Raw genomic sequence first — 20,420 nt, forward strand, 5'->3', positions numbered from 1 at the left:
CGAAACTGAGGAATCATGAATCTCAAACTGGTACTCGCTTCGCACAATTCACACAAACTCGAAGAGTTGCGACGCGTGCTCGAGCCGCTCGTTCCCGGCATCGACCTCGTCGGGTACGACGGCCCTGAGCCGGTCGAAGACGGCCTGAGCTTCGAAGAAAACGCGCTGATTAAGGCGAGGGCTGCGGCGGCTCATACTGGCCTTCCCGCGCTTGCCGACGACTCGGGTATCACCGTAGGTGTGTTAGGAGGAAGCCCTGGAATCTTCTCAGCGCGCTGGGGCGGTCGCGCGAGAGACGATCAGGCGAACGTGAAGTTGCTGCTAGAGCAGCTATCTGACATTGCCGAGGAACATCGGTCGGCGGGGTTTGTATGCGCGGCTGCCCTCGTGCTTCCTACGGGAGAAGAGGTGTGCGAACTCGGAGTATGGGAAGGCGACCTGCTCACTGAACCGATCGGTGCAAATGGATTCGGCTATGACCCGATCTTTCGGCCCGCGGGCGAGCGCCGATCCGCCGCCGAAATGCGCCCCGAAGAAAAGAGTCTCGTCTCGCACCGCACAAGAGCGTTCACCGAGCTTGCACCAGCGATTTTACGACTACTTGGCCCTGCTGAGGAAGAACGTTCAAAGGAGTAGCGCTCGCGCAGTACGATCGAGCGATTAAACCGAAAGGATGCGGCAATGACGGAGCATTCAGGCGGGCTTGTTCGACCCGCGGTTACTGAGCACGAGGCGGTCGCGATTGCCCACAAGTGCTATGGTCTCGAGGTTACTGCCCGAGAACTTGGAAGCAATCAGGACCGAAACTTCTTGCTTGAAGAGCGGTCGGGTAGGAAGTTTGTGCTGCGCATTGACAACGCGGCATTCCCGGACTCTGCTCGCGAGGCGCAACACGCCGCAATTGAGGCCTATCGTGCTGCAAGTGTGCCGGTTGCGTCAGTACTGCCCTCGCAGTACCCGTCGGGTAAGTTGCCTGAATCAGGCGCACTGACGACACGGTGGAACGGTCTCGCTGTTCGACTGAACGAGTTCGTTGACGGCTCTTCGCTCGTCGATGCCGGGTACCTCGCACCAGTCGTTCTCCGTGAGTTTGGTGCGCTCGCGGCGCGGTCGGTTCAAGCACTAGTTGAACTTGAACACCCGGGACTCGAGCGTGAGCACATGTGGGACATGCGGGTGGCTGCTGAGCAGACGATCCGCCTGAGCGCAGCGATCACTGATTCGGCACTGCGCGAGCGCGTGCAAGAAGCGGTTGCAGAGGCTGACACGCTGCTTGCGCCCGTTGTGGATCATCTTCCCGTTCAGGCGATCCACGGCGACCTCACCGACGACAATGTGATTGGCAGCTACGGCGACGATGCGCGGTTGCACCCACAGACGGTGCTCGACCTCGGTGATCTCTCGTATGGCTGGCGGGTCGCGGAACTTGCGGTGACGGTGTCATCGATGCTGCATCATGACGAATCGAGACCGCTGAGGGTGCTCGATACGATTTCGGCATTCCATGAAATATCGCCCCTCTCGCAAGCTGAGGCGCGCGCGCTCTGGCCGCTCGTGGTGCTTCGCGCATCGTTGCTGGTGGCGAGCGGCTGGCGGCAGCTTGAGATCGACGGTGACAATGACTACGCACGTGAGCGGATCGCGGGCGAGCAGGCGATCTTTGACGCCTCAAGGCTGTACTCGGTCGTTGAGATGACCGAACAGGTGCTTTCTCGTCTCGGAATGCTCGGTGAAATGGGCAGTGACGGGAGCGTGAGGCTCAGCGCGACTCACACTCATCCAGAACAGCAGGACGCCGTTGGTTTGGGCGCCTTGCTTCCGGGCCTTGAGAGTAACGTCGTTGTGCTCGACCCCGGAGTTGAGTCAGCCGCTCTCGATGGGGGCGCCTGGCTCGGAGACGACGCCGAACAAGGGTTGATTACTGCAGCATTTGCGCAGGGGCATGCTGCGGCCGTGCTGCCGTATGGTGTCTATCGGCTCACGCGAACGCAAGTCAATTCCGCAGATGCTGCGGCAACGTGGCCAATCGATACTGAAATTTGGGTGGATCGCCGTGTCGCAAACGCCACGCACGCCGCGGGGGCCGAAGCCTCACTTGACGTGTGTGCGCCTGTCACTGGAACGGTTCTGGCGGTGGACGAGGAGTCGGTGCGGCTCGAACTTACCCACGGGTGGATCCTGAGTATCGCCGGGTTCAGGCCGGCCGTTGCAGTAGGGCACGTGTGCGCTACGGGGGAGCGGATCGGTACGCTTGAGCACCGAGAGACGATGCGCTCGATGCGGATCGGGATCCACAGGGCAGACGCGCCGATGGTGACAACTGAGCCAGACCGGGCAGCGCTCGTGGCACCCGAACGCGTGCCCGCATGGAGCCGCCTGTCCCGAGACCCCGCGAGAGTGCTCGGCCTCGAGTCGCTCGCGCAGCGCGACGAATCTGACGATGAGCAGCAGCGGCGTGAGCGCGCGTTTGCGAGCGCGCAAGAGCGCTATTACGAGCGCCCCATGCAGGTGCAACGCGGTTGGCGACACCACCTCGTCGATACGACTGGCCGGTCATACGTCGACATGGTGAACAACGTGAGCGGGTTGGGCCACGGCCATCCGGGAGTGGCCGACGCGGTGAATCGCCAGATACGCCTGCTGAACACGAACTCGAGATTCCTGTACCGTGAGCTTGCCGAATATAGCGAACGGCTCCTCGCCCTGCTGCCTGAGGGATCAGAGCTCGACACGGTGCTGCTCGTGAATAGCGGTTCAGAGGCCGTTGATCTCGCGCTTCGGGTGGCACAGGCAGCAACTGGTCGACGAACCGTTGTCGCGCTGCGTGAGGCTTACCACGGGTGGACGATGGCGAGTGATGCGGTGACCACGAGCGCCTACGACAACCCGAATGCGCTGGCTAGTAGGCCCGACTGGATTCACATCGCAGATGTACCGAACAGGTTTCGAGGCACCTATCGTGGCGATGCAGCCGATTTGTCGGTCGGCGCAAAGTATGCGGCGGATCTCGGCAGTGACCTTGACACGCTTGCAGCCAAAGGGCGCGATGTTGCCGGATTCATCTGTGAGTCTGTGCTCGGCAACGCTGGTGGCGTGATGCTGCCCGACGGCTACCTCACAGACGTCTACGCCCGTGTGCGGGCAGCTGGCGGTCTGTGTATCGCCGACGAGGTGCAGGTCGGATTTGGTCGCATGGGGTCGAGTTTCTGGGGCTTCGAGCAGTCGGGCGTAATGCCCGACATCATCACCATCGCAAAGCCAATGGGCAACGGGTTTCCGATTGGTGGGGTGATTACCTCGAAACGCATTGCCGATGCGCTGAGCGATCAGGGTCAATTCTTTTCTTCAGCGGGCGGCAACCCTCTCTCGTGCATGGTGGGCATCGCCGTGCTCGACGCGATGGAAGAAGAGAAGCTGCAGGAGAATGCCCAGGTGGTTGGGGCAAAGCTCATCGCAGGTTTCACTGCACTCGCTGAGAAGTACGAGATCATTGGGCCGATCCACGGTGAGGGGCTCTATCTCGGTGTCGAGCTCGTGCGTGATCGCGAGACGATGGAACCAGCGAAGGAAGAGGCCGCGGCGATTTGTGAGCGCCTGAAAGATCTGGGCGTGGTGGTGCTCACGACATCTGAGCGATCCAATGTGCTCAAGGTTAAGCCTCCGCTGTGCCTTACTGCAGAGAGCGCAGACTTTGTGGTCGAGCAGCTCGAACTCGTGCTGAGTACGGGGTGGTAGTTAAGCGCTAGAGCAGGGTCGCGATTAGTCTTCGGGCGTTGCCCAAGTTGCTTTGTCCATTGAGATGTCGCGAGTCATCTCAGTGAGAAACCGAATGACGACATCGCGTTCGTCGCCTGAGAGGCGCGCTGCCGAGTGAAACCGCTGTGCGTGCTGCGAACCTACGGTTTGCATCGCAGCAGCTCTCGATTCAGGGGTCACTTCGATTGCGAAGGCCCGGCGATCCACCGGGTGAACGTGGCGCACAATATGCCCGCCCTGCTCGAGACGATTGAGCAGCTTAGTGGTCGACGCGGCAGAGATTTCGAGATAGTTCGCGATCATGCTGGGAGTCACGACCTCGTCGCGGTTCTTCGCGATGATGAGGTAGTGCAGTGCGCGCATGTCGAGTGCGCTCAAGCCCATGTATCGCTGCGACGCATCAGAGATTCGCTGCTCTTCTTCGCGAAGCGCTGAGAGCGCTTTCATGAGTGTGTCGATTTGCGCAATGTCACGCGTGCCGAGACCAGCACGGTCGACCAGCTCACTTTTGGGGTCGCTTGCGTCGACCTCGTACAGTCTGCCCGAGATCGGATCTTCACCGTGTGGTGAGTGATCGGGAGCGATCATGGTGCAATCCTATGGTTTTCGACCTGGTCATTCAGGGTATTATCTCAGGGTTAATTATATACGCTTAGATAGTAATTTTGATCGGCTCAAATGGAGGCACTCCCGCATGGCAGAAGCAACGGTCACTGAATCGCGTCGAACCCGCGTTCCCAAGTGGCTTCGAGTACTGCTCCCGGCGGTACTCATCCTCGTGTGGCTCACCGCCGCGGGTATTGGTGGCCCGTACTTCGGTAAGGTGAGCGAGGTCTCGTCGAATGACCAGACCTCGTACCTGCCCGAGTCGGCTGACGCAACGCAGGTGCGGGCGTTGCTCGGCGAGTTTAATGACAGCGACGCGATTCCTGCGGTGCTGGTCTTCACGAGCGAGACCGAGCTGACCGAGACCCAGGTCGACGAAGTGACCGACGCGATTGCGGCGCTTCCTGACATTGAAGGCGTTGCAGAAGATGTATCGCCGCCAATCCCGTCAGAGGATGGGCGCGCACTAGAGGCCTTCGTGCCGATCGACAGTGATGCTGATATCGGAGATGTCATCGGCGCTGTGTCACAGCAGCTCAGCGATGTGATGCCAGACGGAGTGGAGAGTTTCGTCACCGGACCTGCGGGGTTCTCGGCAGACCTCATCGAGGCATTCGCTGGAATCGATGGGCTTCTCCTCGGTGTCGCGCTGCTCGCGGTCTTCATCATCTTGATTCTCGTGTACCGCTCCTTCCTGCTTCCCATCGCGGTGCTTTCAACCAGCATGTTCGCGCTCTGTGTCGCGCTGCTCACGGTGTGGTGGCTCGCAAAAGCCGAAGTCGTGCTCTTCAGCGGTCAAACGCAGGGCATCCTGTTCATCCTTGTCATTGGTGCGGCGACTGACTATTCACTGTTGTATGTCGCGAGATACCGCGAACAGTTGCGTGTGCATGAAGACAAGTGGATCGCAACACTCGGTGCACTCAAGGGGTCGTTCGAACCGATTCTCGCGTCTGGCGGCACGGTCATCGTTGGGCTCATGTGTCTCTTGCTCAGCGACCTGAAGTCGAACAGCACGCTCGGTCCGGTGGCATCAATAGGCATCGCGTTTGCAATGCTTTCGGCGCTCACGTTGCTACCGGCAATCCTGTACGCCTTTGGTCGCGTGGCATTTTGGCCAAAGCGCCCGAAGTTCGAGCCAGAGGTCGTCGCTGCTGAGGCGGGCGTGCCGGGGTCGGGCCTCTGGCCCAAGATCGGCCAGCTCATTCGCCGCCGCCCGCGCGTAATCTGGGCGGTCACCTGCGCCGTGCTGCTCATCGGTGCTGCTGGCATGACGCAGCTTCAGGCCAACGGTGTTTCTCAGTCAGAGCTCGTGCTCGGCTCGTCAGAAGCACGAGACGGCCAGGTCGCACTGGGCGAGCATTTCCCTGGTGGATCGGGTAGCCCTGTCTATGTTGTCGTAGCAGAGGGCGAACTCGAAGCTGTCGCGAACAACCTGCTCAATAACGACGGAATCGACGGTGTATCTGTGGTGAGTGGTGATTCTCCTTCAGGATCCGCCACTGTGACCGAGGACGGCATCACCGCGTTCGGTCCTCCCGGTACGCCGGCGCCCGAACCGACGATCGTCGATGGGCAGGCCATGCTTCAGGCAACACTGTCCGATGCGGCAGATTCGGCGGATGCGGAGTCGACCGTGCGCGGGTTGCGTGCAGATTTTGCGGATCAGGGAACCGAAGCACTCGTCGGCGGAGTAACCGCGACCGCAATCGACACGAACGATGCATCGATCCACGATCGAAACCTCATCATTCCCGTGGTGCTAGTCGTAATTCTCTTCATCCTCATGCTGCTGCTGCGATCCATACTCGCACCAATACTGCTCATACTCACCACGGTGATTTCGTATGGCACGGCACTCGGCGTTTCCGCGCTGGTGTTCAACGGGATCTTCGACTTCCCGGGTGCAGACCCTGCGGTGCCGCTCTTCGGCTTCGTATTCCTCGTTGCGCTCGGAATCGACTACAACATCTTCCTTGCGACTCGGGTGCGCGAGGAGTCGAAGCAGTTCGGCACCCGCGACGGAATCATTCGCGGACTGTCGGTAACTGGTGGTGTGATCACCTCAGCTGGCCTGGTGCTTGCGGCGACATTCGCAGCGCTCTCGGTAATTCCGATCCTCTTCCTGGTGCAGCTTGCGTTCATTGTCGCGTTCGGTGTGCTGCTCGACACGTTCCTGGTCCGCGCCTTCCTCGTTCCAGCGCTCATGTACGACATTGGGCCCGCGGTATGGTGGCCGTCGAAGCTACGTCACCGTGAGCGCGAGCTCGAACAAGACGAGGCCCGCCACGGCGAGAAACACTAGACCCGCTGCAAGGTCAAAGTAGGGCGTCGCGCGTCGAAACCATCTCTGAAAGCTTGGCGTCGACGTAAAGAGGGCAAAGAGTACAAACCAAGCGAGCCCCAACGCCGTGAGCGCAACCACGATGAGTGTGCGGTCGAGAGCGGTCGCATCACTCGGCAGCAATTGCGAAAACAGGGCCGTGAAAAACAGGAGCGCCTTCGGGTTCGAAATATTGGTTACGAACCCGAGGGCGAGCGGGTGGCGAGTGGCCGGAACAGGCGAACTTGTGACAGGTGCGGCTGCGCCACTCCTCAGGATTCTTATGCCGCTCCGGATGCTCTGAACGCCGATCCAGATGAGAACTGCGGATCCCAGTGCCTGCAACGCTGGGATGGTGGCGGGGAAGGCTCGCATGAGTGCGGCAAGTCCGAGCACCGAGGCAGAGGTCCAGAGAAAATTGCCGATCATGATGCCGACGGCAGCGATCACCGCTGCACGCCGCTCACGCACACCGAGCCTGAGCAACAGGAACGTATCGGGCCCTGGAACGACGATTGCGATAGCGAATGTCGTGAGGAGCGTTACCCAACTCGCCGCAGTCATGGTGGTCTCGATCACTTACCTATGTTGCCAGATTTGGCGGTCCCGCTCGTGCAGGTTCGATACGATGCTTTTCATGAGCGAAGAGACAACAGACGACGCCGTTGAGTTTGCGCACCAACTGTTCGATGCGGCACGCGAGGGCAACACAGAGTTTGTGTTGACCGCAATCGATCAGGGTGTACCGATCGATCTCTCTGACGCAAAGGGCAATACGTTGCTCATGCTTGCCGCGTATCACAGCCATGGTGAGCTCGTTGCTGGGCTGGTCGAACGCGGTGCCGATGTCAATCGACTGAACGACAGGGGTCAGAGCCCGCTCGCAGGCGCAGTATTCAAGCGCGCAGACGACGTGATTCGGGTGTTGCTCGCACACGGCGCTGATCCAGGGGCTGGATCGCCGACTGCTCGCGCAACCGCGCGTATGTTCGGGATTGACCTAATTGAACATGTAGGTGAAAGCGCACGTGCCGAAGAAGACGACAAAGGCGGCGAAGCCAACTAGCGTCACCCAAGCCTTCGGCGGAACGTTTTCGGGCGAATCGTCTTCAAGCTCCACGTTTTCTACATTGGAGTCTGACTGCTCGTGTATCGTCATGCGCCCCTCACAATCGTGGAGATGTCGGAAACAAGTGCAATCGCGAGAACTATGAAAATGACAGCGATGAATGCCGTGTACATCCAGCGATACTTGTGATCGCTTCGCCAAAATTGTCGCAAGCTTGAGATTCCGGTGACGACAGCGATGATGCTGAGCCCGATACCGATGGGAGCCGATACGGCGCCTGAAAGCCCAATGATCGGAACAGCAATCGGGATTGCCAGGTACGTGATGATGCAGCGGATACCTGTAATGATCATGGCGATCTGCATGTTGCGGTGCGCTGATTGCTCAGCCTTCCGAGTCTTCTTGATGCCGTTCACTCGAAGAAGTGCTCGCATAAAGCGATCCGCTGTCGGTCGTGTCGGGGCTAGCTCGGCAATACTCGATGATTGCTCTTGAGTCTCGCTCAATTCATCAACAGCGCTCATGCTTCTCCCGATCATCAGTCTGATGTCGTCAGCGTACCAGGCGATTCTGTGGGGGAGTGTCAATCCTTCGGTGACGTCGTATGACACGCGAAGTTGAATCTCGACACGGAATACTTAACTATGGGTTATGCCACCCATAAACCGATCTGCTTGTGTGGTGCGTGTTCGATCCACACCCAAAAGGAGTAATTGAATGACTGAGATAGCTTTCTTTACGAGGTTGCTCGACGAGGCGCCTGCGAAGGAACGCTATCAACTTGCGACCGAGCAGATTCAACACGCTGAACGGTTCGGATTTGGTCGCGCATGGGTGGCGCAGCATCACTTTCGTGGAGCGGAAGGCGGGTTGCCATCGCCAATTGTTCTACTCGCCAATGTCGCGGCCAAGACCACGAAGATTCGCCTGGGCACGGCAGTGATCACGCTGACACTGGAGGATCCTGTTCGTGTGGCGGAAGACGCGGTGGTCGCTGATCTGCTTTCGGGCGGTCGCGTAGACCTGGGTATTGGAAGTGGGAGCAATCCGAGTTCGTTCATTCCGTTCGGGCTGCAGCCAGCGAATAAGGCTGCCGACTACGAACGAAAGCTTGCAACGCTGATCACAGCGCTTGCGGGCGGCGACTTGGGTGCGGAGAACACGCTTTACCCGGAGGCGGGGAGTCTTGGCCGGCGCGTCTGGCAGGCGACGTTTAGTGCGAGTGGGGGAGAACGGGCGGGTAAACCTGGTCACGGACTTCTGCTCAGTCGCACGCAACCGCGACCGGCTGAGTTGGATGGCGCACCGCTTCATGAGCTGCAGCTGCCAATTATCGATGCGTACAAGAACGCGCTGCCTGCGGGCGTAGAGCCCCAAATCACCGCCTCACGCACGGTGTTTGTGGCGGATGATCGGGCCGAGGCGCTGCGCTTCGCCGAGGTAGGACTGCGGAAGCACGCGAAGTTCTTTGGTGGGACAGAAGACAGCTCGCTCGACGAGCTCATTACTCGCAGCGATACACACTTGGGAACTCCTGATGAGGTCGCCGAGTCGCTCGCGCAGGATCGCGTCTTGGAGCACGCCACGGAGGTTGCAATCCAGGTGCACTCGGTCGATGCTCCGCACGAGCACGTGCTTCGCTCGCTTGAACTCTTCTCCGGAAAAGTCGCACCCCACTTCGGTTGGGATGTCGCGTAGGCACTTTCGCACATGCCCGCGTCGATTATGTAGCGTTTGTTCTGGGCTCAGTTACAGGCGCAGCGCTCTGCCTTGGGTACCCCGGCGAGTGCTTCTTCAATGTGTTCTCCGCAACCTGCCCAGGTTGGCTTGCCGCAGTTGCTGCATGTGATTTGTGCGCACATGGTGGCTCCTTAGTGTCTCGGTGAGGGATTAGTGTTAGCGGCCGAATAGTCGGGCGAAGAATCCGCCACCTGAGCGGGCCTTCGCCGCTTCGACCTGCGCTTGGGTGTGTTTGCCGTTGCACCACTGAGAGGCGGGCACGGTCTGTTTCACCATCGCAACGTGCTGGCCGCAACCGGCCCAGGTGGTTTTTTCACAAGTGCGGCACTTGACGGCTCGGCACATATCGTCTCCTTCAGGCACGAGAATGATGGGCGTCTTTAAGAACAAGATACCCGAGGGGGTATTTGTTTAATGATGAAACTATACCCCATGGGGTATTCTGGATGTCAACTCGAATGTAAAGGATCATTGATGTCTGATCAGGAAATTGCCGGGTCCGGTCTTGAGTACGATCCGGAGGCTAAACGTAAGGTCATTAATCGGCTGCGACGTGCCCACGGCCAACTTGCCGCGGTAATTACGGCAATTGATGAAGATGCGCACTGCAGAGACGTTGTTCAGCAGCTTGCGGCAGTGTCGAAGGCGCTTGATCGTGCGGGATTTCTCGTTATCTCGAGCGCGTTGCGGCAATGTCTGGCAGACCCGGACTCTGAGGATGGCACGAAGTCCGAAGAGCTGGAGAAGCTGTTCCTTTCACTCGCCTGACGTCCGGTGTGTGATTGAGGCGCGCGTGGCGCCGCGCACTCCTTTTGCTTGACAAAATCTATACCCTAGGGGGTATTCTGAACTCGAAACAAAATACCCCCTGGGGTATTTTCTTCGTGTGGTTGTTCGACTGAAGCTATGCAAGGTATCCAGTCGATCCACCTCACTGAATGCACAAGCGAGAAAGAAGGGTGAACATCATGCTGTTGGAGCGGATTTATGACGAGGATCTTGCGCAAGCGAGCTATTTCATCGGTTGCCAAGCAAAGGGTGAAGCAATTGTCGTCGACCCGCGGCGAGACATCGACGTATACCTTGACCTCGCGGTTAAAAACAACATGCGCATTGTGGCCGTGACCGAGACACATATTCACGCCGACTATCTTTCAGGTACGCGTGAACTTGCTGCTGCGACTGGCGGGCAGATGTACGTCTCCGATGAAGGTGGATCAGACTGGACATATGGCGATGATTTCGACGACGCCGTGCGCATGAAACATGGGCACCAGATCCAGCTCGGTAACATCACCGTCGAGGCCGTACACACACCAGGACACACGCCAGAGCACCTGTCTTTCCTCATTACGGATGGGGCTCAGGCAGATGAGCCGGGCTTCATACTTACTGGCGACTTTGTCTTCGTCGGAGATCTCGGTCGTCCCGACCTCTTGGATGAGGCCGCGGGCTTCGTCGACACCCGGTTCGGCGGTGCAAAAGACCTGTTCGCAAGCTTGCGTGATCACTTTTTGACGCTGCCCGATTACGTGCAGGTGCACCCTGCTCATGGCTCCGGGAGCGCCTGCGGCAAAGCGCTCGGTGCGATTCCTGCGAGCACCGTAGGTTATGAACGCAACTTTTCATGGTGGGCAAAGTACTTAAAGAACAACGATGAGCAAGGCTTTATCGACGAACTGCTCAGTGGTCAGCCGGACGCGCACGCATATTTTGGGCGCATGAAAAGGGAAAACAAGCTGGGACCCGCCATTATCGGGGATGCTGCCGGGCTTGTCGCGTACACGGTTGCCGAACTCAATCAGGCCCTTGCCGAAGACAGCATTATTTTCGTTGATACTCGCCATAACAGTGAAGTGCACACTGGCACAGTCAATGGCTCCCTCAATATTCCGGGCGTCGCGAAAGCCGCGAGCTATGGTGCGTGGGTTTACAACCCGGAGGTGGAAACGCGGCCACTCGTTCTCTTGGCCGACTCGCCGGAAGAGGCTGACCAATTGCGCGATCACCTCATTCGTGTAGGGATCGACACCGTGCAGGGATACATCACTTCACTCGATGGTCTCGAGCTCGTGAAGCCAAAACTGGTCTCGCCTGCGCAACTCGAGGGCGTCGAGCGGGTCGTGCTTCTCGATGTACGCAACAAGACCGAGTACGCAGAGGGTCACATTCCCGGAGCTGAGCAGCTTTCCGGCGGACGGGTGCTTTGGAACCTCAGCAGCCTCCCTGATCCAGATGCTGGCACGATCGTCACCTATTGCCAAAGCGGCGTACGTAACGCTGTTACGGCGAGCGCATTGCGTCGCGAAGGGTATGACGTGGCGGAGCTTGAGGGCAGCTACCTCGCCTGGGTGGCTCAACCTTGCAACACACCCGTCGCTGCGTAAGCTCGATTTCTGCTGGAGCATAAGTGGAAGCTCAAATCTTCATTGCGCTCATGCTCGCGGCGCTGGTGGGAGTGTCCCTAGGGCTCCTTGGAGGCGGTGGTTCGATTCTTGCCGTGCCGATTCTGACCTACGTTCTGGGCATGGATCCACGCGAAGCCATCGCGGCCTCGCTCTTCATTGTCGGCATTACCAGTGCCATCAGTGCAATTTCGCACGCGCGGGCGGCGCGCGTGCGATGGAAGACGGGAATCCTCTTCGGAGTCGCGGGGATGGTCGGTGCGTTTGGGGGAGGGGTCGTCGGAGGGTTCATTCCCGGTGTGGTGTTGATGATCCTCTTTGCCATCATGATGGTCGTCACCGCGATCGCGATGATTCGCGGCAGGAAGAGCCGCGCCGGAGGTGGGTCTGAGGGGCCCGGCGACCTGCCGACGGTGAGAATACTGATTGATGGACTGCTCATTGGTGCTGCAACGGGTCTCGTGGGTGCCGGGGGTGGGTTTCTTGTTGTTCCCGCTTTGAACTTGCTCGGCGGCCTCCCCATAGCGATCGCCGTCGGCACCTCGCTGTTAGTGATTGCGCTGAAATCATTCGCGGGCCTGGGCGGCTATCTCTTGTCGGTCCGTTTGGACTGGCCGATCGTAATTGCATTCACCGCGACTGCAGTCGCTGGATCATTTGTCGGTGTCACTTTGGCAGGCCGTATCCCCGAGCAAGCACTGCGCCGAGGCTTCGGCATATTTGTGCTTGTAATGGGTGCATTTGTGCTCGTGCAAGAAATCCCGACACTTCTCGCCTCATTCACCGTCGCATAGTGCTGATCGTTGTTTAGATAGCGCTGCGGCCGCCACCTGGAGGGTACCTGCCAACTTGCGTAGGATTGGTGAAGAATAGGAAAAACTTATTGCAGAGCTATGTATGCGCTGGGCGATACGAGTAACCACCCTCGCGGCAATGATGCCGTCCAACCGAAAGGACTGTCCCTTGTTTGGAAACTTGAGCGGACCCACGCTCCTTGTACTGATTGCGTTGATTTTCGTAGCGCTTGTCGTGGCCATCGTGCTCATAATCGTGTGGGCAGTCCGCAAGAGCGGCAAGGTCGACCCCAGGCTCGAACTGCAGCGGGCCTACGAGGCAGGCGTTCGCCAGGCAGAACTGCAGCGTGCCTACGAGGCTGGCCTCAAAGCGAACAATGAGCAAGGTCAGGGCAAACCTAACTCCGGAGCCTGAACGGTTTGCAGAATCACCGGTGAGCGAAGCTGGGGATCGTGCTTCGAGCGTCTCGCGTCTAGATGATCATCGGAACGAACCCGTCGATGACGAAGTCGCGGTTGCGTCCCAGCGGGGCCCTGATGAGGGTAACGCACAGAGAACCGCGGCCAAATACACCTAGGAGAATAACTAATTCATCACAATGAACTCATAGCTTAAACCAAGGCCCCGGGTGAATGGCACGACCAGAGGTATGACGAACACGCCAACAATTAACACCGAACCACCCGAGCCAGCCGCATATCAGACCGCAACCGTAGCAAGGGGTAAGAACACGATCGGCCGCATCGCGCTCATCACCGCGATCGTCGGCTTCATCTTCGCATGCGTGCCTGGCGCACTAATTGTCGGCTGGATCCTGCTTCCGATCGCCTTCATCCTCTCGCTCGTCTCATTCTTCATGAAGGGAAAGAAGAAGGGGTTAGGGATCGCGGCACTCATCATTTCGGTAGTCGGAACGATCGTCGGCGTGATCGTGTTCATGGCCACAGTCGCAACCGCAATCGATGAAGCATTCGGCGGAGGCGAAACAACCGCAGTAGCCCCAGCAACGGACGGTGAAGAAGCCGAAACCCCGGCAGACGACCAAGGCACTCGTGAAAGCCCCTATCCAGTAGGAACCACAATCACACAAGGCGACTGGGACCTCACCATCAACAGCGTCACACTCGACGCGACCGATGCAATAGTAGCCGAGAACATGCTGAACGAAGCCCCATCCGAAGGCAACCAGTACCTCATGGTCAACGCCACAGTGACCTACAACGGCGAAGAGTCAGAAGGGTCAAGTCCAATGGTATCCATTGAGTACGTCACAGCTGGCGGCAACACCATCAACAGCTACGACAATATGGTCGTCGCACCAGAATCTTTCGACCTGATGAGCCCTCTCTATAACGGGGCATCGACCTCCGGTAACTTCGCGTTCGAAGTACCCACCGACACAGCAGGCGAAGGAGTACTCGGGGTTCGCGCGACCATGCTCGGCGACAAAGTATTCGTAGCCGTCCAGTAACTTAAGCCAACCAAGACACCCTAACCGGAACACATGCCGGAAGGGGGTCTTGTCATCTGGTTGGGAGGAGATGTGGCAGCCTCCTGAACCAATACCGCGAAATACAAACGCTAGCGCACGTGCGTATACATAACGCACGAACCGGAGGCATTACCCATTGGCCCAGCAACGCTGCATGCCAACACCAGGACGAAACTCGACACGCAAGCCTCAATCATGAGCAAGGCAACCGCCCTGACCACCAGCGACTAGTGAAATCCCTTAGAACGCCTGTATCCAGGTTTGCGCGATTAGATGCAGAATAAGGTGCAGTAAAAGTGAAGGGCAGCAGCCAGAAAAATTACTGCCCTACTCTCGTGTAGCGTGCGCAAGGGGGGACTTGAACCCCCACGTCCGAAGACACTGGAACCTAAATCCAGCGCGTCTGCCAATTCCGCCACTTGCGCGTGGGGCCCGCAACTACGGGCACCGGTCTAGCATAGCGGTGTCTCAGCGATCCACCACTTCGGCACCCGCCGGAAGCTGCGAACCTGCCGGCACCCGCACTGTCACGTACTCAGTTTCAGGGGTGGCCGCAGACACTGAATCGCCCCGAAGCTCAGCTTCGATTGACGCAACAGTTACTTCGTCGTGCGCCGACTGCTTGGCCCCGTGGTGGCTCATCCGGTCGATCCACGCGAGTGCGAGCGCCGAGACGATGAATGCGAGGTGGATCATGACCTCCCAGAACACGCCGTCGTACGAGTAGAGCACGTCGCCCTTGCTGTCGAGCACGATGCCGTCATTCATACGACCGACCTCGATGAAGGTCTTGAGCAGGTGGATCGAGGAGATCGAAATGATCGAAACCGCGAGCTTGACCTTCAGCAGGTTTGTGTTGACGTGCGAGAGCCACTCGGGCTCATCGTGGTGGCCCTGCACCCGGATCTTCGACACGAATGTCTCGTAGCCACCAATGATGACCATAATTAGGAGATTCGCGATCATGACGATGTCAATGAGCGCGAGCACGCTCAACATCACGTCGGTTTCACTGATGTGACCAGTAACGATGACGTTCTCGATGAGGTGCCACAGTTCTACGAAGAACAGCACCACATACACTGCCTGCGCAATGATGAGCCCGAGGTAGAGCGGCGCCTGCAGCCAGCGGCTTGCAAAAATAAAGCCTGCGAGGGTTCGCGAAGCGAGGCCGGGCCCCTGCTCAGCGGTGCGTTCGGAGTGCGACTGGGTGCGAAGTGGCACGTGCGGCCTTTCGGTCGTAAAAATCAGTAAAAGTCATGCTACTGGAGGTTTGCTGAGGAATTTCCAGATGTAGACTAGCTCGAGCGAAGGGGAGTATTCCGTTACACTCGTGTCGTCAGTACGCGGTGCCACGTGGCGCGGCCGGTGCGAGTGCGGTGCATCAGAAATGGTGAACCGGGAAGAGACTTTCGGTGTTCAACCGTACGCACTCACAGTGCGTCCAATACCGAAAGAAGCAAGTGAACTCCGTTCTTCCTCTCTGGTTCGAGATTTCCTCGATGATCGTGCTCGTCGCGATCCTCATCCTCGATCTTCTGCTCATTATTCGTCGCCCACACGCACCGAGCATGCGTGAAGCAAGCCTCTGGGTTGGCTTCTATGTGCTGTTGGCGCTCATGTTTGCCGGGGCCATATTCCTTCTTGGCGACGTGCAACACGGGACAGAGTTCCTTGCAGGCTGGCTCACTGAGTACAGCCTGTCAATTGACAACCTCTTCGTTTTCGTGCTGATTCTCGGAAGCTTCTCGGTTCCGTACGCATACCAACAGCGCGCACTCATGATCGGAATTGTGCTTGCACTGATCTTCCGCGGCATGTTCATTCTTGTAGGTGCTGCGGTCATCGAGCGGTTCCTTGCGATCTTCTTTGTTTTCGGTGCATGGCTCATTTGGACCGCCTGGCAGCAGGTGAAGCCCGGAGGTGAAGAGCACGGCGGTGACAGCTGGGTGATTCGACAGGTCAAGAAGGTCGTTCCCATCAGCGAGGAGTACGACGGCGGCAAGTTCCGCACAGTAGTGAACGGCAAGCGTATGTGGACGCCGTTCCTTCTTGTCATCGTGTCGCTCGGAACAACCGACTTGCTCTTCGCGCTCGACTCGATCCCGGCGATCTTCGGTATCACGCAAAGCCCATTCATTGTCTTCACCGCGAACGTGTTTGCGCTCATGGGTCTCCGCCAGCTGTACTTCTTGCTCGGCGGCCTACTCGAGCGCCTCGTCTACCTCAAGTACGGGATCGCAGCGATTCTTGCCTTCATCGGTGTGAAGCTGATCTTCCACGCGCTTCACGAAAACTCGCTCTCGATTATCAACGGTGGCGAACCTGTGAAATGGGCTCCCGAGATCGGCACGAACTTCTCGCTCCTCTTCATCTTGGTTGCGATGGCGATTGCAACTATTGCGAGCGTGGTGCACGCCCGCAAGGATGCGAAGGCTCATGGGGAGACATTGCACCTCGGTGCCGCAAGCAATCCTGCGAAGCGTGATGAGGCGTCTGACCAAGACGAGTCATAAGAGAACCTTGCCGGGAATGGTTCTCGGGGTCGCGGTGTTAGACTGATCAATCATGTGTTCGCGGCAGATTCTTCTTCGTCGCCGCGACGGAATCTAGCCCTAGGCCACCCGTCGCGGGGTTCTCGCATGGCCGATTCACCGCGCTGGTAACAGTCTTTTTGCAGCGCGAAGCAAAGGAATGAAGAGAAGTAATGACTGAGACGAAGCCCCGTACGCTGGCCGAGAAACTCTGGGACGATCACGTGGTCGTAAAGGGGGAAGAGGGAAACCCTGACCTCATTTACATCGACCTTCACCTCATTCACGAGGTGACGAGCCCTCAGGCATTTGACGGGCTCCGAATGGCGGATCGCCCGCTGCGCCGTGTAGATCTCATGATCGCGACTGAGGATCACAATACTCCGACCCTGAACATCACCCGCGAGATCGAAGAGCCGACGAGCCGTGTTCAGATCGAGACCCTTCGCAAGAACGTTGAAGAGTTTGGTGTCCGCGCACATCCGCTTGGCGACAAGGAGCAGGGCATCGTGCACGTTGTGGGGCCGCAGCTCGGTCTCACGATGCCGGGTATCACGGTCGTGTGCGGCGACAGCCACACCTCGACGCACGGCGCATTCGGTGCACTCGCGTTTGGTATCGGCACGAGCGAGGTCGAACACGTCATGGCGACTCAGACACTCCCGCTTAAGCCCTTTAAGACGATGGCCATCAATATCGATGGCGAGCTTCGCCCGGGCGTGACCGCGAAAGACATCATTCTCGCTGTCATTGCGAAGATTGGAACCGGCGGTGGCCAGGGCTACGTGCTTGAGTACCGCGGTGAGGCGATCCGCAACATGTCAATGGATGGTCGAATGACTATTTGCAACATGTCGATTGAGGCCGGTGCGCGTGCGGGCATGGTTGCACCCGACGAGACAACGTTCGAGTATGTCAAGGGCCGCGATCACGCGCCACAGGGTGCTGACTGGGACGCAGCGGTGGAGTACTGGAAGACACTGCCAACTGACGAAGGTGCAGTCTTTGACGCCGAGGTGAATATCGACGCTTCGCAGCTTGAGCCGTTCGTCACCTGGGGCACGAACCCGGGTCAGGGCGTACTCCTCAGCGACACGGTGCCAAACCCTGCAGACATTTCAGATCCAAATGCGCGGGTCGCGGCAGAGCGTGCGCTTGAGTACATGGATCTCGAAGCGGGTACTCCTATGAAAGACATCGCGGTTGACGCGGTATTCATGGGCTCGTGCACGAACGCCCGTCTCGATGACCTGCGCGAGTTTGCAAGCATCATCAAGGGCAAGCGTAAGGCTGAGGGGGTGCGACTAATGGTCGTGCCCGGATCGGCGAGAGTGCGTCTCGAAGCCGAAGCAGAGGGCATCGACAAGATCGTCGAAGAGTTTGGCGGCGAATGGAGGTTCGCTGGTTGCTCAATGTGTCTCGGTATGAACCCCGACCAGTTGGCACCGGGCGAGCGTTGCGCCTCAACCTCGAACCGTAACTTTGAGGGTCGCCAGGGTAAGGGCGGGCGCACGCACCTCGTTTCGCCGCTCGTCGCTGCTGCAACCGCGATCAGGGGCACGCTCTCGAGCCCTTGGGATTTGCAAGACGATGCTGGTAAGGGCATAACTCACGATGCAGCTGCGCACGCAGCCGAGAAAGTGGAGGCGTAACTCATGGAGAAGTTCACTACACTGACCACCACGGCTGCTCCGCTGCGCCGTTCGAATGTTGACACCGACCAGATCATTCCGGCAGTGTTTCTCAAGCGCGTGACGAAGACCGGCTTTGAAGACGCACTGTTTCACCACTGGCGACAAGATCCAGAGTTCGTGCTGAACCAGCCCCAGTATGAAGGCGCAGAGGTGCTCATCACGGGTCCTGACTTTGGCACCGGCTCGTCGCGAGAGCACGCGGTGTGGGCGCTCCGAGATTATGGCTTTAAGGTCGTCATTTCGCCGAGGTTTGCCGACATTTTCCGGGGCAACTCGGGTAAGCAGGGTCTGGTTGCTGCGCAGGTCGAAGAAGCTGACGTCGAGCGGTTGTGGGCCGTCGTTGAGGCAGATCCAAAGACTCCAGTCACGGTCAATCTCGAAGCTCGTACAGTGACAGCTGGCGATGTGAGTGTTGAGTTTCAGATTGATGACTACACCAGGTGGCGGTTGCTTGAGGGGCTCGACGACATCGCGTTGACGCTCCGCAATGAGCAAGACATCACAGATTTTGAGGCGCGTCGTCCGAGCTGGATGCCGACGACGTTGCCTGTACAGAATGCCTAGGAGATAACTACGTGAGCAACGCAGAACCTCAGGAAGCGCCGACGCAGTCGGGTACGTTGGCAGCGGAAATTCCCGCTCGCGACAACGCAAATCAGGGCGCGAGAGTTGGACTCACCTCCGATGAGATCATCATCAACGGGGGTAGGCCGCTCAAGGGGCGAATCGAGGTTCGCGGTGCGAAGAACCTGGTGACGAAGGCGATGGTTGCTGCGCTGCTCGGTCAAACCCCGAGCGTGCTCCGCAACGTTCCGAATATTTCCGATGTTCGCGTTGTCGCAGGCCTGTTGGCGCTTCACGGCGTCCTCATCACCAAGGGCGAGAACGCCGATGAGTGGCATTTCGATCCGTCGAACGTCGAGAAGGCGCATAAGGCCGACATCGATGCGCATGCGGGTTCCTCACGAATTCCGATCCTGTTCTGCGGCCCACTGCTGCACCGACTCGGTGAGGCGTTCATCCCAGATCTTGGTGGATGCCGAATTGGTGATCGCCCAATCGATTTCCACCTCGATGCGTTGCGTGAATTTGGTGCTGTCGTGGAGAAGCTGCCGAGCGGAATTAGCCTCACTGCGCCGAACGGGTTGAAGGGCGCCAACATTGAGTTGCCGTATCCATCAGTCGGCGCGACAGAGCAGGTACTGCTCACTGCCGTTCTCGCTGAGGGGCAGACGGAGCTGCGAAACGCGGCAATCGAGCCCGAGATCGTTGATCTCATCTGCATTCTGCAAAAGATGGGTGCGATCATCACGATCGAGCCGAATCGCGTGATTTTCATCGAGGGTGTCGAGAAACTCCGTGGCTACGACCACAAGGCCATCTTTGATCGCAACGAGGCCGCGAGCTGGGCTGCAGCCGCACTTGCCACCAAGGGTGACATCTTCGTGGGGGGCGTTCGTCAAGAAGAGATGATGACCTTCTTGAACGTCTTTCGTAAGGTCGGTGGAGATTTTGAGGTCCACGATGACGGCATGCGTTTCTGGCATCCCGGTGGCACGCTGCAGCCGGTGACCTTTGAAACCGACGTACATCCGGGCTTCATGACCGACTGGCAACAGCCACTCATCGTTGCACTGACTCAGGCCGAGGGAGTGTCAACGATTCACGAAACCGTGTACGAAGATCGATTCGGGTTTACCGACGCACTCAACACAATGGGCGCAAACATCGTTGTGCACCCTGATGGGCTGCAAGACGAAACGCGCAGGGTTAAGCGACGTGAGTTCGAGCAGGCCGCAGTGGTTACAGGGCCGACACCTCTCACCGCAGCAGATGTAGTTGTGCCTGACCTTCGCGGTGGATTTAGTTACCTCATTGCGGCGCTCATCGCAGAGGGCGAATCTCAGGTTTCGAACATCGGCATCATTGCGCGCGGATACGAAGGTTTCATCGACAAGCTCCGGCAACTCGGCGCAGATTTCGTGTTTGAGGGATAGTTTTCGCCG

19 protein-coding genes and 1 tRNA gene are annotated in these 20,420 nt (G+C 58.4%); 14 read left to right on the forward strand and 6 right to left on the reverse strand.

Annotated features, from left to right (window positions below):
- Positions 1-15 precede the first annotated feature (15 nt).
- A complete protein-coding gene (rdgB, locus tag H9L06_RS01135) occupies positions 16-636 on the forward strand; it encodes an RdgB/HAM1 family non-canonical purine NTP pyrophosphatase (RefSeq protein WP_187555485.1) in 621 nt (206 codons plus the stop codon).
- A 45-nt stretch (positions 637-681) separates the two neighbouring features.
- Positions 682-3,735 (forward strand): aminotransferase, encoded by a 3,054-nt coding sequence (locus tag H9L06_RS01140; RefSeq protein WP_187555486.1) that lies wholly within the window; start codon positions 682-684, stop codon positions 3,733-3,735.
- 24 nt (positions 3,736-3,759) lie between these two features.
- Here H9L06_RS01140 and H9L06_RS01145 read toward each other — a convergent pair whose 3' ends face one another.
- Positions 3,760-4,344 carry a MarR family winged helix-turn-helix transcriptional regulator gene (locus H9L06_RS01145; protein WP_187555487.1) on the reverse strand — a complete coding sequence of 195 codons (585 nt, stop codon included), beginning with the start codon at positions 4,342-4,344 and terminating at the stop codon, positions 3,760-3,762.
- A 106-nt stretch (positions 4,345-4,450) separates the two neighbouring features.
- Here H9L06_RS01145 and H9L06_RS01150 point away from each other — a divergent pair, with 106 nt between their 5' ends.
- Complete coding sequence (locus H9L06_RS01150) at positions 4,451-6,667, forward strand: MMPL family transporter (RefSeq protein WP_187555488.1); 2,217 nt, start codon at positions 4,451-4,453, stop codon at positions 6,665-6,667.
- Here H9L06_RS01150 and H9L06_RS01155 read toward each other — a convergent pair.
- A complete protein-coding gene (locus H9L06_RS01155; protein WP_187555489.1) occupies positions 6,608-7,264 on the reverse strand; it encodes a LysE family translocator in 657 nt (218 codons plus the stop codon). The two genes, H9L06_RS01150 and H9L06_RS01155, sit on opposite strands and share 60 nt — an antisense overlap.
- Before the next feature lie 58 nt (positions 7,265-7,322).
- Here H9L06_RS01155 and H9L06_RS01160 point away from each other — a divergent pair, with 58 nt between their 5' ends.
- Positions 7,323-7,751, forward strand: a complete 429-nt coding sequence (locus tag H9L06_RS01160; protein WP_187555490.1) for an ankyrin repeat domain-containing protein — start codon at positions 7,323-7,325, stop codon at positions 7,749-7,751.
- A gap of 89 nt (positions 7,752-7,840) precedes the next feature.
- Here the strand turns inward: H9L06_RS01160 and H9L06_RS01165 are convergent, their stop codons facing one another.
- Positions 7,841-8,278: a hypothetical protein gene (locus H9L06_RS01165; RefSeq protein WP_223165208.1), complete on the reverse strand. Its 438-nt coding sequence runs from the start codon at positions 8,276-8,278 to the stop codon at positions 7,841-7,843.
- Between the two features lie 193 nt (positions 8,279-8,471).
- Between H9L06_RS01165 and H9L06_RS01170 the strand changes: the two genes are divergently transcribed.
- Positions 8,472-9,452: a putative FMN-dependent luciferase-like monooxygenase gene (locus H9L06_RS01170; protein ID WP_187555491.1), complete on the forward strand. Its 981-nt coding sequence runs from the start codon at positions 8,472-8,474 to the stop codon at positions 9,450-9,452.
- A 198-nt stretch (positions 9,453-9,650) separates the two neighbouring features.
- On the opposite strand, the gene H9L06_RS11695 is transcribed toward H9L06_RS01170, so the two are convergent.
- A complete protein-coding gene (locus H9L06_RS11695) occupies positions 9,651-9,839 on the reverse strand; it encodes a hypothetical protein (RefSeq protein ID WP_246454430.1) in 189 nt (62 codons plus the stop codon).
- Positions 9,840-9,968: 129 nt separating this feature from the next.
- Between H9L06_RS11695 and H9L06_RS01175 the strand changes: the two genes are divergently transcribed.
- From H9L06_RS01175 to H9L06_RS01195, 5 genes are all read left to right on the forward strand, one after another.
- Positions 9,969-10,262, forward strand: a complete 294-nt coding sequence (locus H9L06_RS01175) for a metal-sensitive transcriptional regulator (RefSeq protein WP_187555492.1) — start codon at positions 9,969-9,971, stop codon at positions 10,260-10,262.
- Between the two features lie 200 nt (positions 10,263-10,462).
- A complete protein-coding gene (locus H9L06_RS01180; RefSeq protein WP_187555493.1) occupies positions 10,463-11,881 on the forward strand; it encodes an MBL fold metallo-hydrolase in 1,419 nt (472 codons plus the stop codon).
- 50 nt (positions 11,882-11,931) lie between these two features.
- Positions 11,932-12,693, forward strand: a complete 762-nt coding sequence (locus tag H9L06_RS01185; RefSeq protein WP_382336678.1) for a sulfite exporter TauE/SafE family protein — start codon at positions 11,932-11,934, stop codon at positions 12,691-12,693.
- Positions 12,694-12,874: 181 nt separating this feature from the next.
- On the forward strand, positions 12,875-13,108 hold the full coding sequence (locus H9L06_RS01190) for a hypothetical protein (protein ID WP_187555495.1): 234 nt from the start codon (positions 12,875-12,877) through the stop codon (positions 13,106-13,108).
- Between the two features lie 235 nt (positions 13,109-13,343).
- Positions 13,344-14,165, forward strand: coding sequence for a DUF4352 domain-containing protein (locus H9L06_RS01195; RefSeq protein WP_187555496.1), 822 nt, complete (start codon positions 13,344-13,346; stop codon positions 14,163-14,165).
- A gap of 364 nt (positions 14,166-14,529) precedes the next feature.
- Here H9L06_RS01195 and H9L06_RS01200 read toward each other — a convergent pair.
- Both H9L06_RS01200 and H9L06_RS01205 read right to left on the reverse strand, forming a co-directional pair.
- Positions 14,530-14,611 (reverse strand) — tRNA-Leu (locus H9L06_RS01200).
- A 43-nt stretch (positions 14,612-14,654) separates the two neighbouring features.
- A complete protein-coding gene (locus H9L06_RS01205; RefSeq protein WP_187555497.1) occupies positions 14,655-15,410 on the reverse strand; it encodes a TIGR00645 family protein in 756 nt (251 codons plus the stop codon).
- Positions 15,411-15,649: 239 nt separating this feature from the next.
- Here H9L06_RS01205 and H9L06_RS01210 point away from each other — a divergent pair, with 239 nt between their 5' ends.
- The 4 genes from H9L06_RS01210 to murA all read left to right on the forward strand — a co-directional run bounded on the left by H9L06_RS01210 (position 15,650) and on the right by murA (position 20,411).
- The gene (locus H9L06_RS01210) at positions 15,650-16,702 is read left to right on the forward strand and encodes a TerC family protein (protein ID WP_187555498.1); all 1,053 of its coding nucleotides are present in this window, start codon (positions 15,650-15,652) and stop codon (positions 16,700-16,702) included.
- Between the two features lie 191 nt (positions 16,703-16,893).
- The gene (gene leuC / locus H9L06_RS01215) at positions 16,894-18,372 is read left to right on the forward strand and encodes a 3-isopropylmalate dehydratase large subunit (RefSeq protein WP_187555499.1); all 1,479 of its coding nucleotides are present in this window, start codon (positions 16,894-16,896) and stop codon (positions 18,370-18,372) included.
- Between the two features lie 3 nt (positions 18,373-18,375).
- Positions 18,376-18,978 carry a 3-isopropylmalate dehydratase small subunit gene (gene leuD, locus H9L06_RS01220; protein ID WP_187555500.1) on the forward strand — a complete coding sequence of 201 codons (603 nt, stop codon included), beginning with the start codon at positions 18,376-18,378 and terminating at the stop codon, positions 18,976-18,978.
- Between the two features lie 125 nt (positions 18,979-19,103).
- Entirely contained in the window at positions 19,104-20,411 is a 1,308-nt protein-coding gene (gene murA, locus H9L06_RS01225) for a UDP-N-acetylglucosamine 1-carboxyvinyltransferase (protein WP_246454557.1), read from the forward strand.
- Positions 20,412-20,420: the final 9 nt, after the last annotated feature.

Source organism: Leucobacter denitrificans (assembly GCF_014396385.1).
GTDB classification, from domain to species: Bacteria; Actinomycetota; Actinomycetes; order Actinomycetales; family Microbacteriaceae; genus Leucobacter; species Leucobacter denitrificans.

What these genes read in the sequence shown, in the direction of transcription:
- rdgB (WP_187555485.1), top strand. Translation starts at nt 16, where the DNA reads ATGAATCTCAAACTGGTACTCGCTTCGCACAATTCACACAAACTCGAA.
- H9L06_RS01140 (WP_187555486.1), top strand. Translation starts at nt 682, where the DNA reads ATGACGGAGCATTCAGGCGGGCTTGTTCGACCCGCGGTTACTGAGCAC.
- H9L06_RS01145 (WP_187555487.1), bottom strand. Translation starts at nt 4,344, where the DNA reads ATGATCGCTCCCGATCACTCACCACACGGTGAAGATCCGATCTCGGGC.
- H9L06_RS01150 (WP_187555488.1), top strand. Translation starts at nt 4,451, where the DNA reads ATGGCAGAAGCAACGGTCACTGAATCGCGTCGAACCCGCGTTCCCAAG.
- H9L06_RS01160 (WP_187555490.1), top strand. Translation starts at nt 7,323, where the DNA reads ATGAGCGAAGAGACAACAGACGACGCCGTTGAGTTTGCGCACCAACTG.
- H9L06_RS01165 (WP_223165208.1), bottom strand. Translation starts at nt 8,278, where the DNA reads ATGAGCGCTGTTGATGAATTGAGCGAGACTCAAGAGCAATCATCGAGT.
- H9L06_RS01170 (WP_187555491.1), top strand. Translation starts at nt 8,472, where the DNA reads ATGACTGAGATAGCTTTCTTTACGAGGTTGCTCGACGAGGCGCCTGCG.
- H9L06_RS11695 (WP_246454430.1), bottom strand. Translation starts at nt 9,839, where the DNA reads ATGTGCCGAGCCGTCAAGTGCCGCACTTGTGAAAAAACCACCTGGGCC.
- H9L06_RS01175 (WP_187555492.1), top strand. Translation starts at nt 9,969, where the DNA reads ATGTCTGATCAGGAAATTGCCGGGTCCGGTCTTGAGTACGATCCGGAG.
- H9L06_RS01180 (WP_187555493.1), top strand. Translation starts at nt 10,463, where the DNA reads ATGCTGTTGGAGCGGATTTATGACGAGGATCTTGCGCAAGCGAGCTAT.
- H9L06_RS01185 (WP_382336678.1), top strand. Translation starts at nt 11,932, where the DNA reads ATGCTCGCGGCGCTGGTGGGAGTGTCCCTAGGGCTCCTTGGAGGCGGT.
- H9L06_RS01195 (WP_187555496.1), top strand. Translation starts at nt 13,344, where the DNA reads ATGACGAACACGCCAACAATTAACACCGAACCACCCGAGCCAGCCGCA.
- leuC (WP_187555499.1), top strand. Translation starts at nt 16,894, where the DNA reads ATGACTGAGACGAAGCCCCGTACGCTGGCCGAGAAACTCTGGGACGAT.
- leuD (WP_187555500.1), top strand. Translation starts at nt 18,376, where the DNA reads ATGGAGAAGTTCACTACACTGACCACCACGGCTGCTCCGCTGCGCCGT.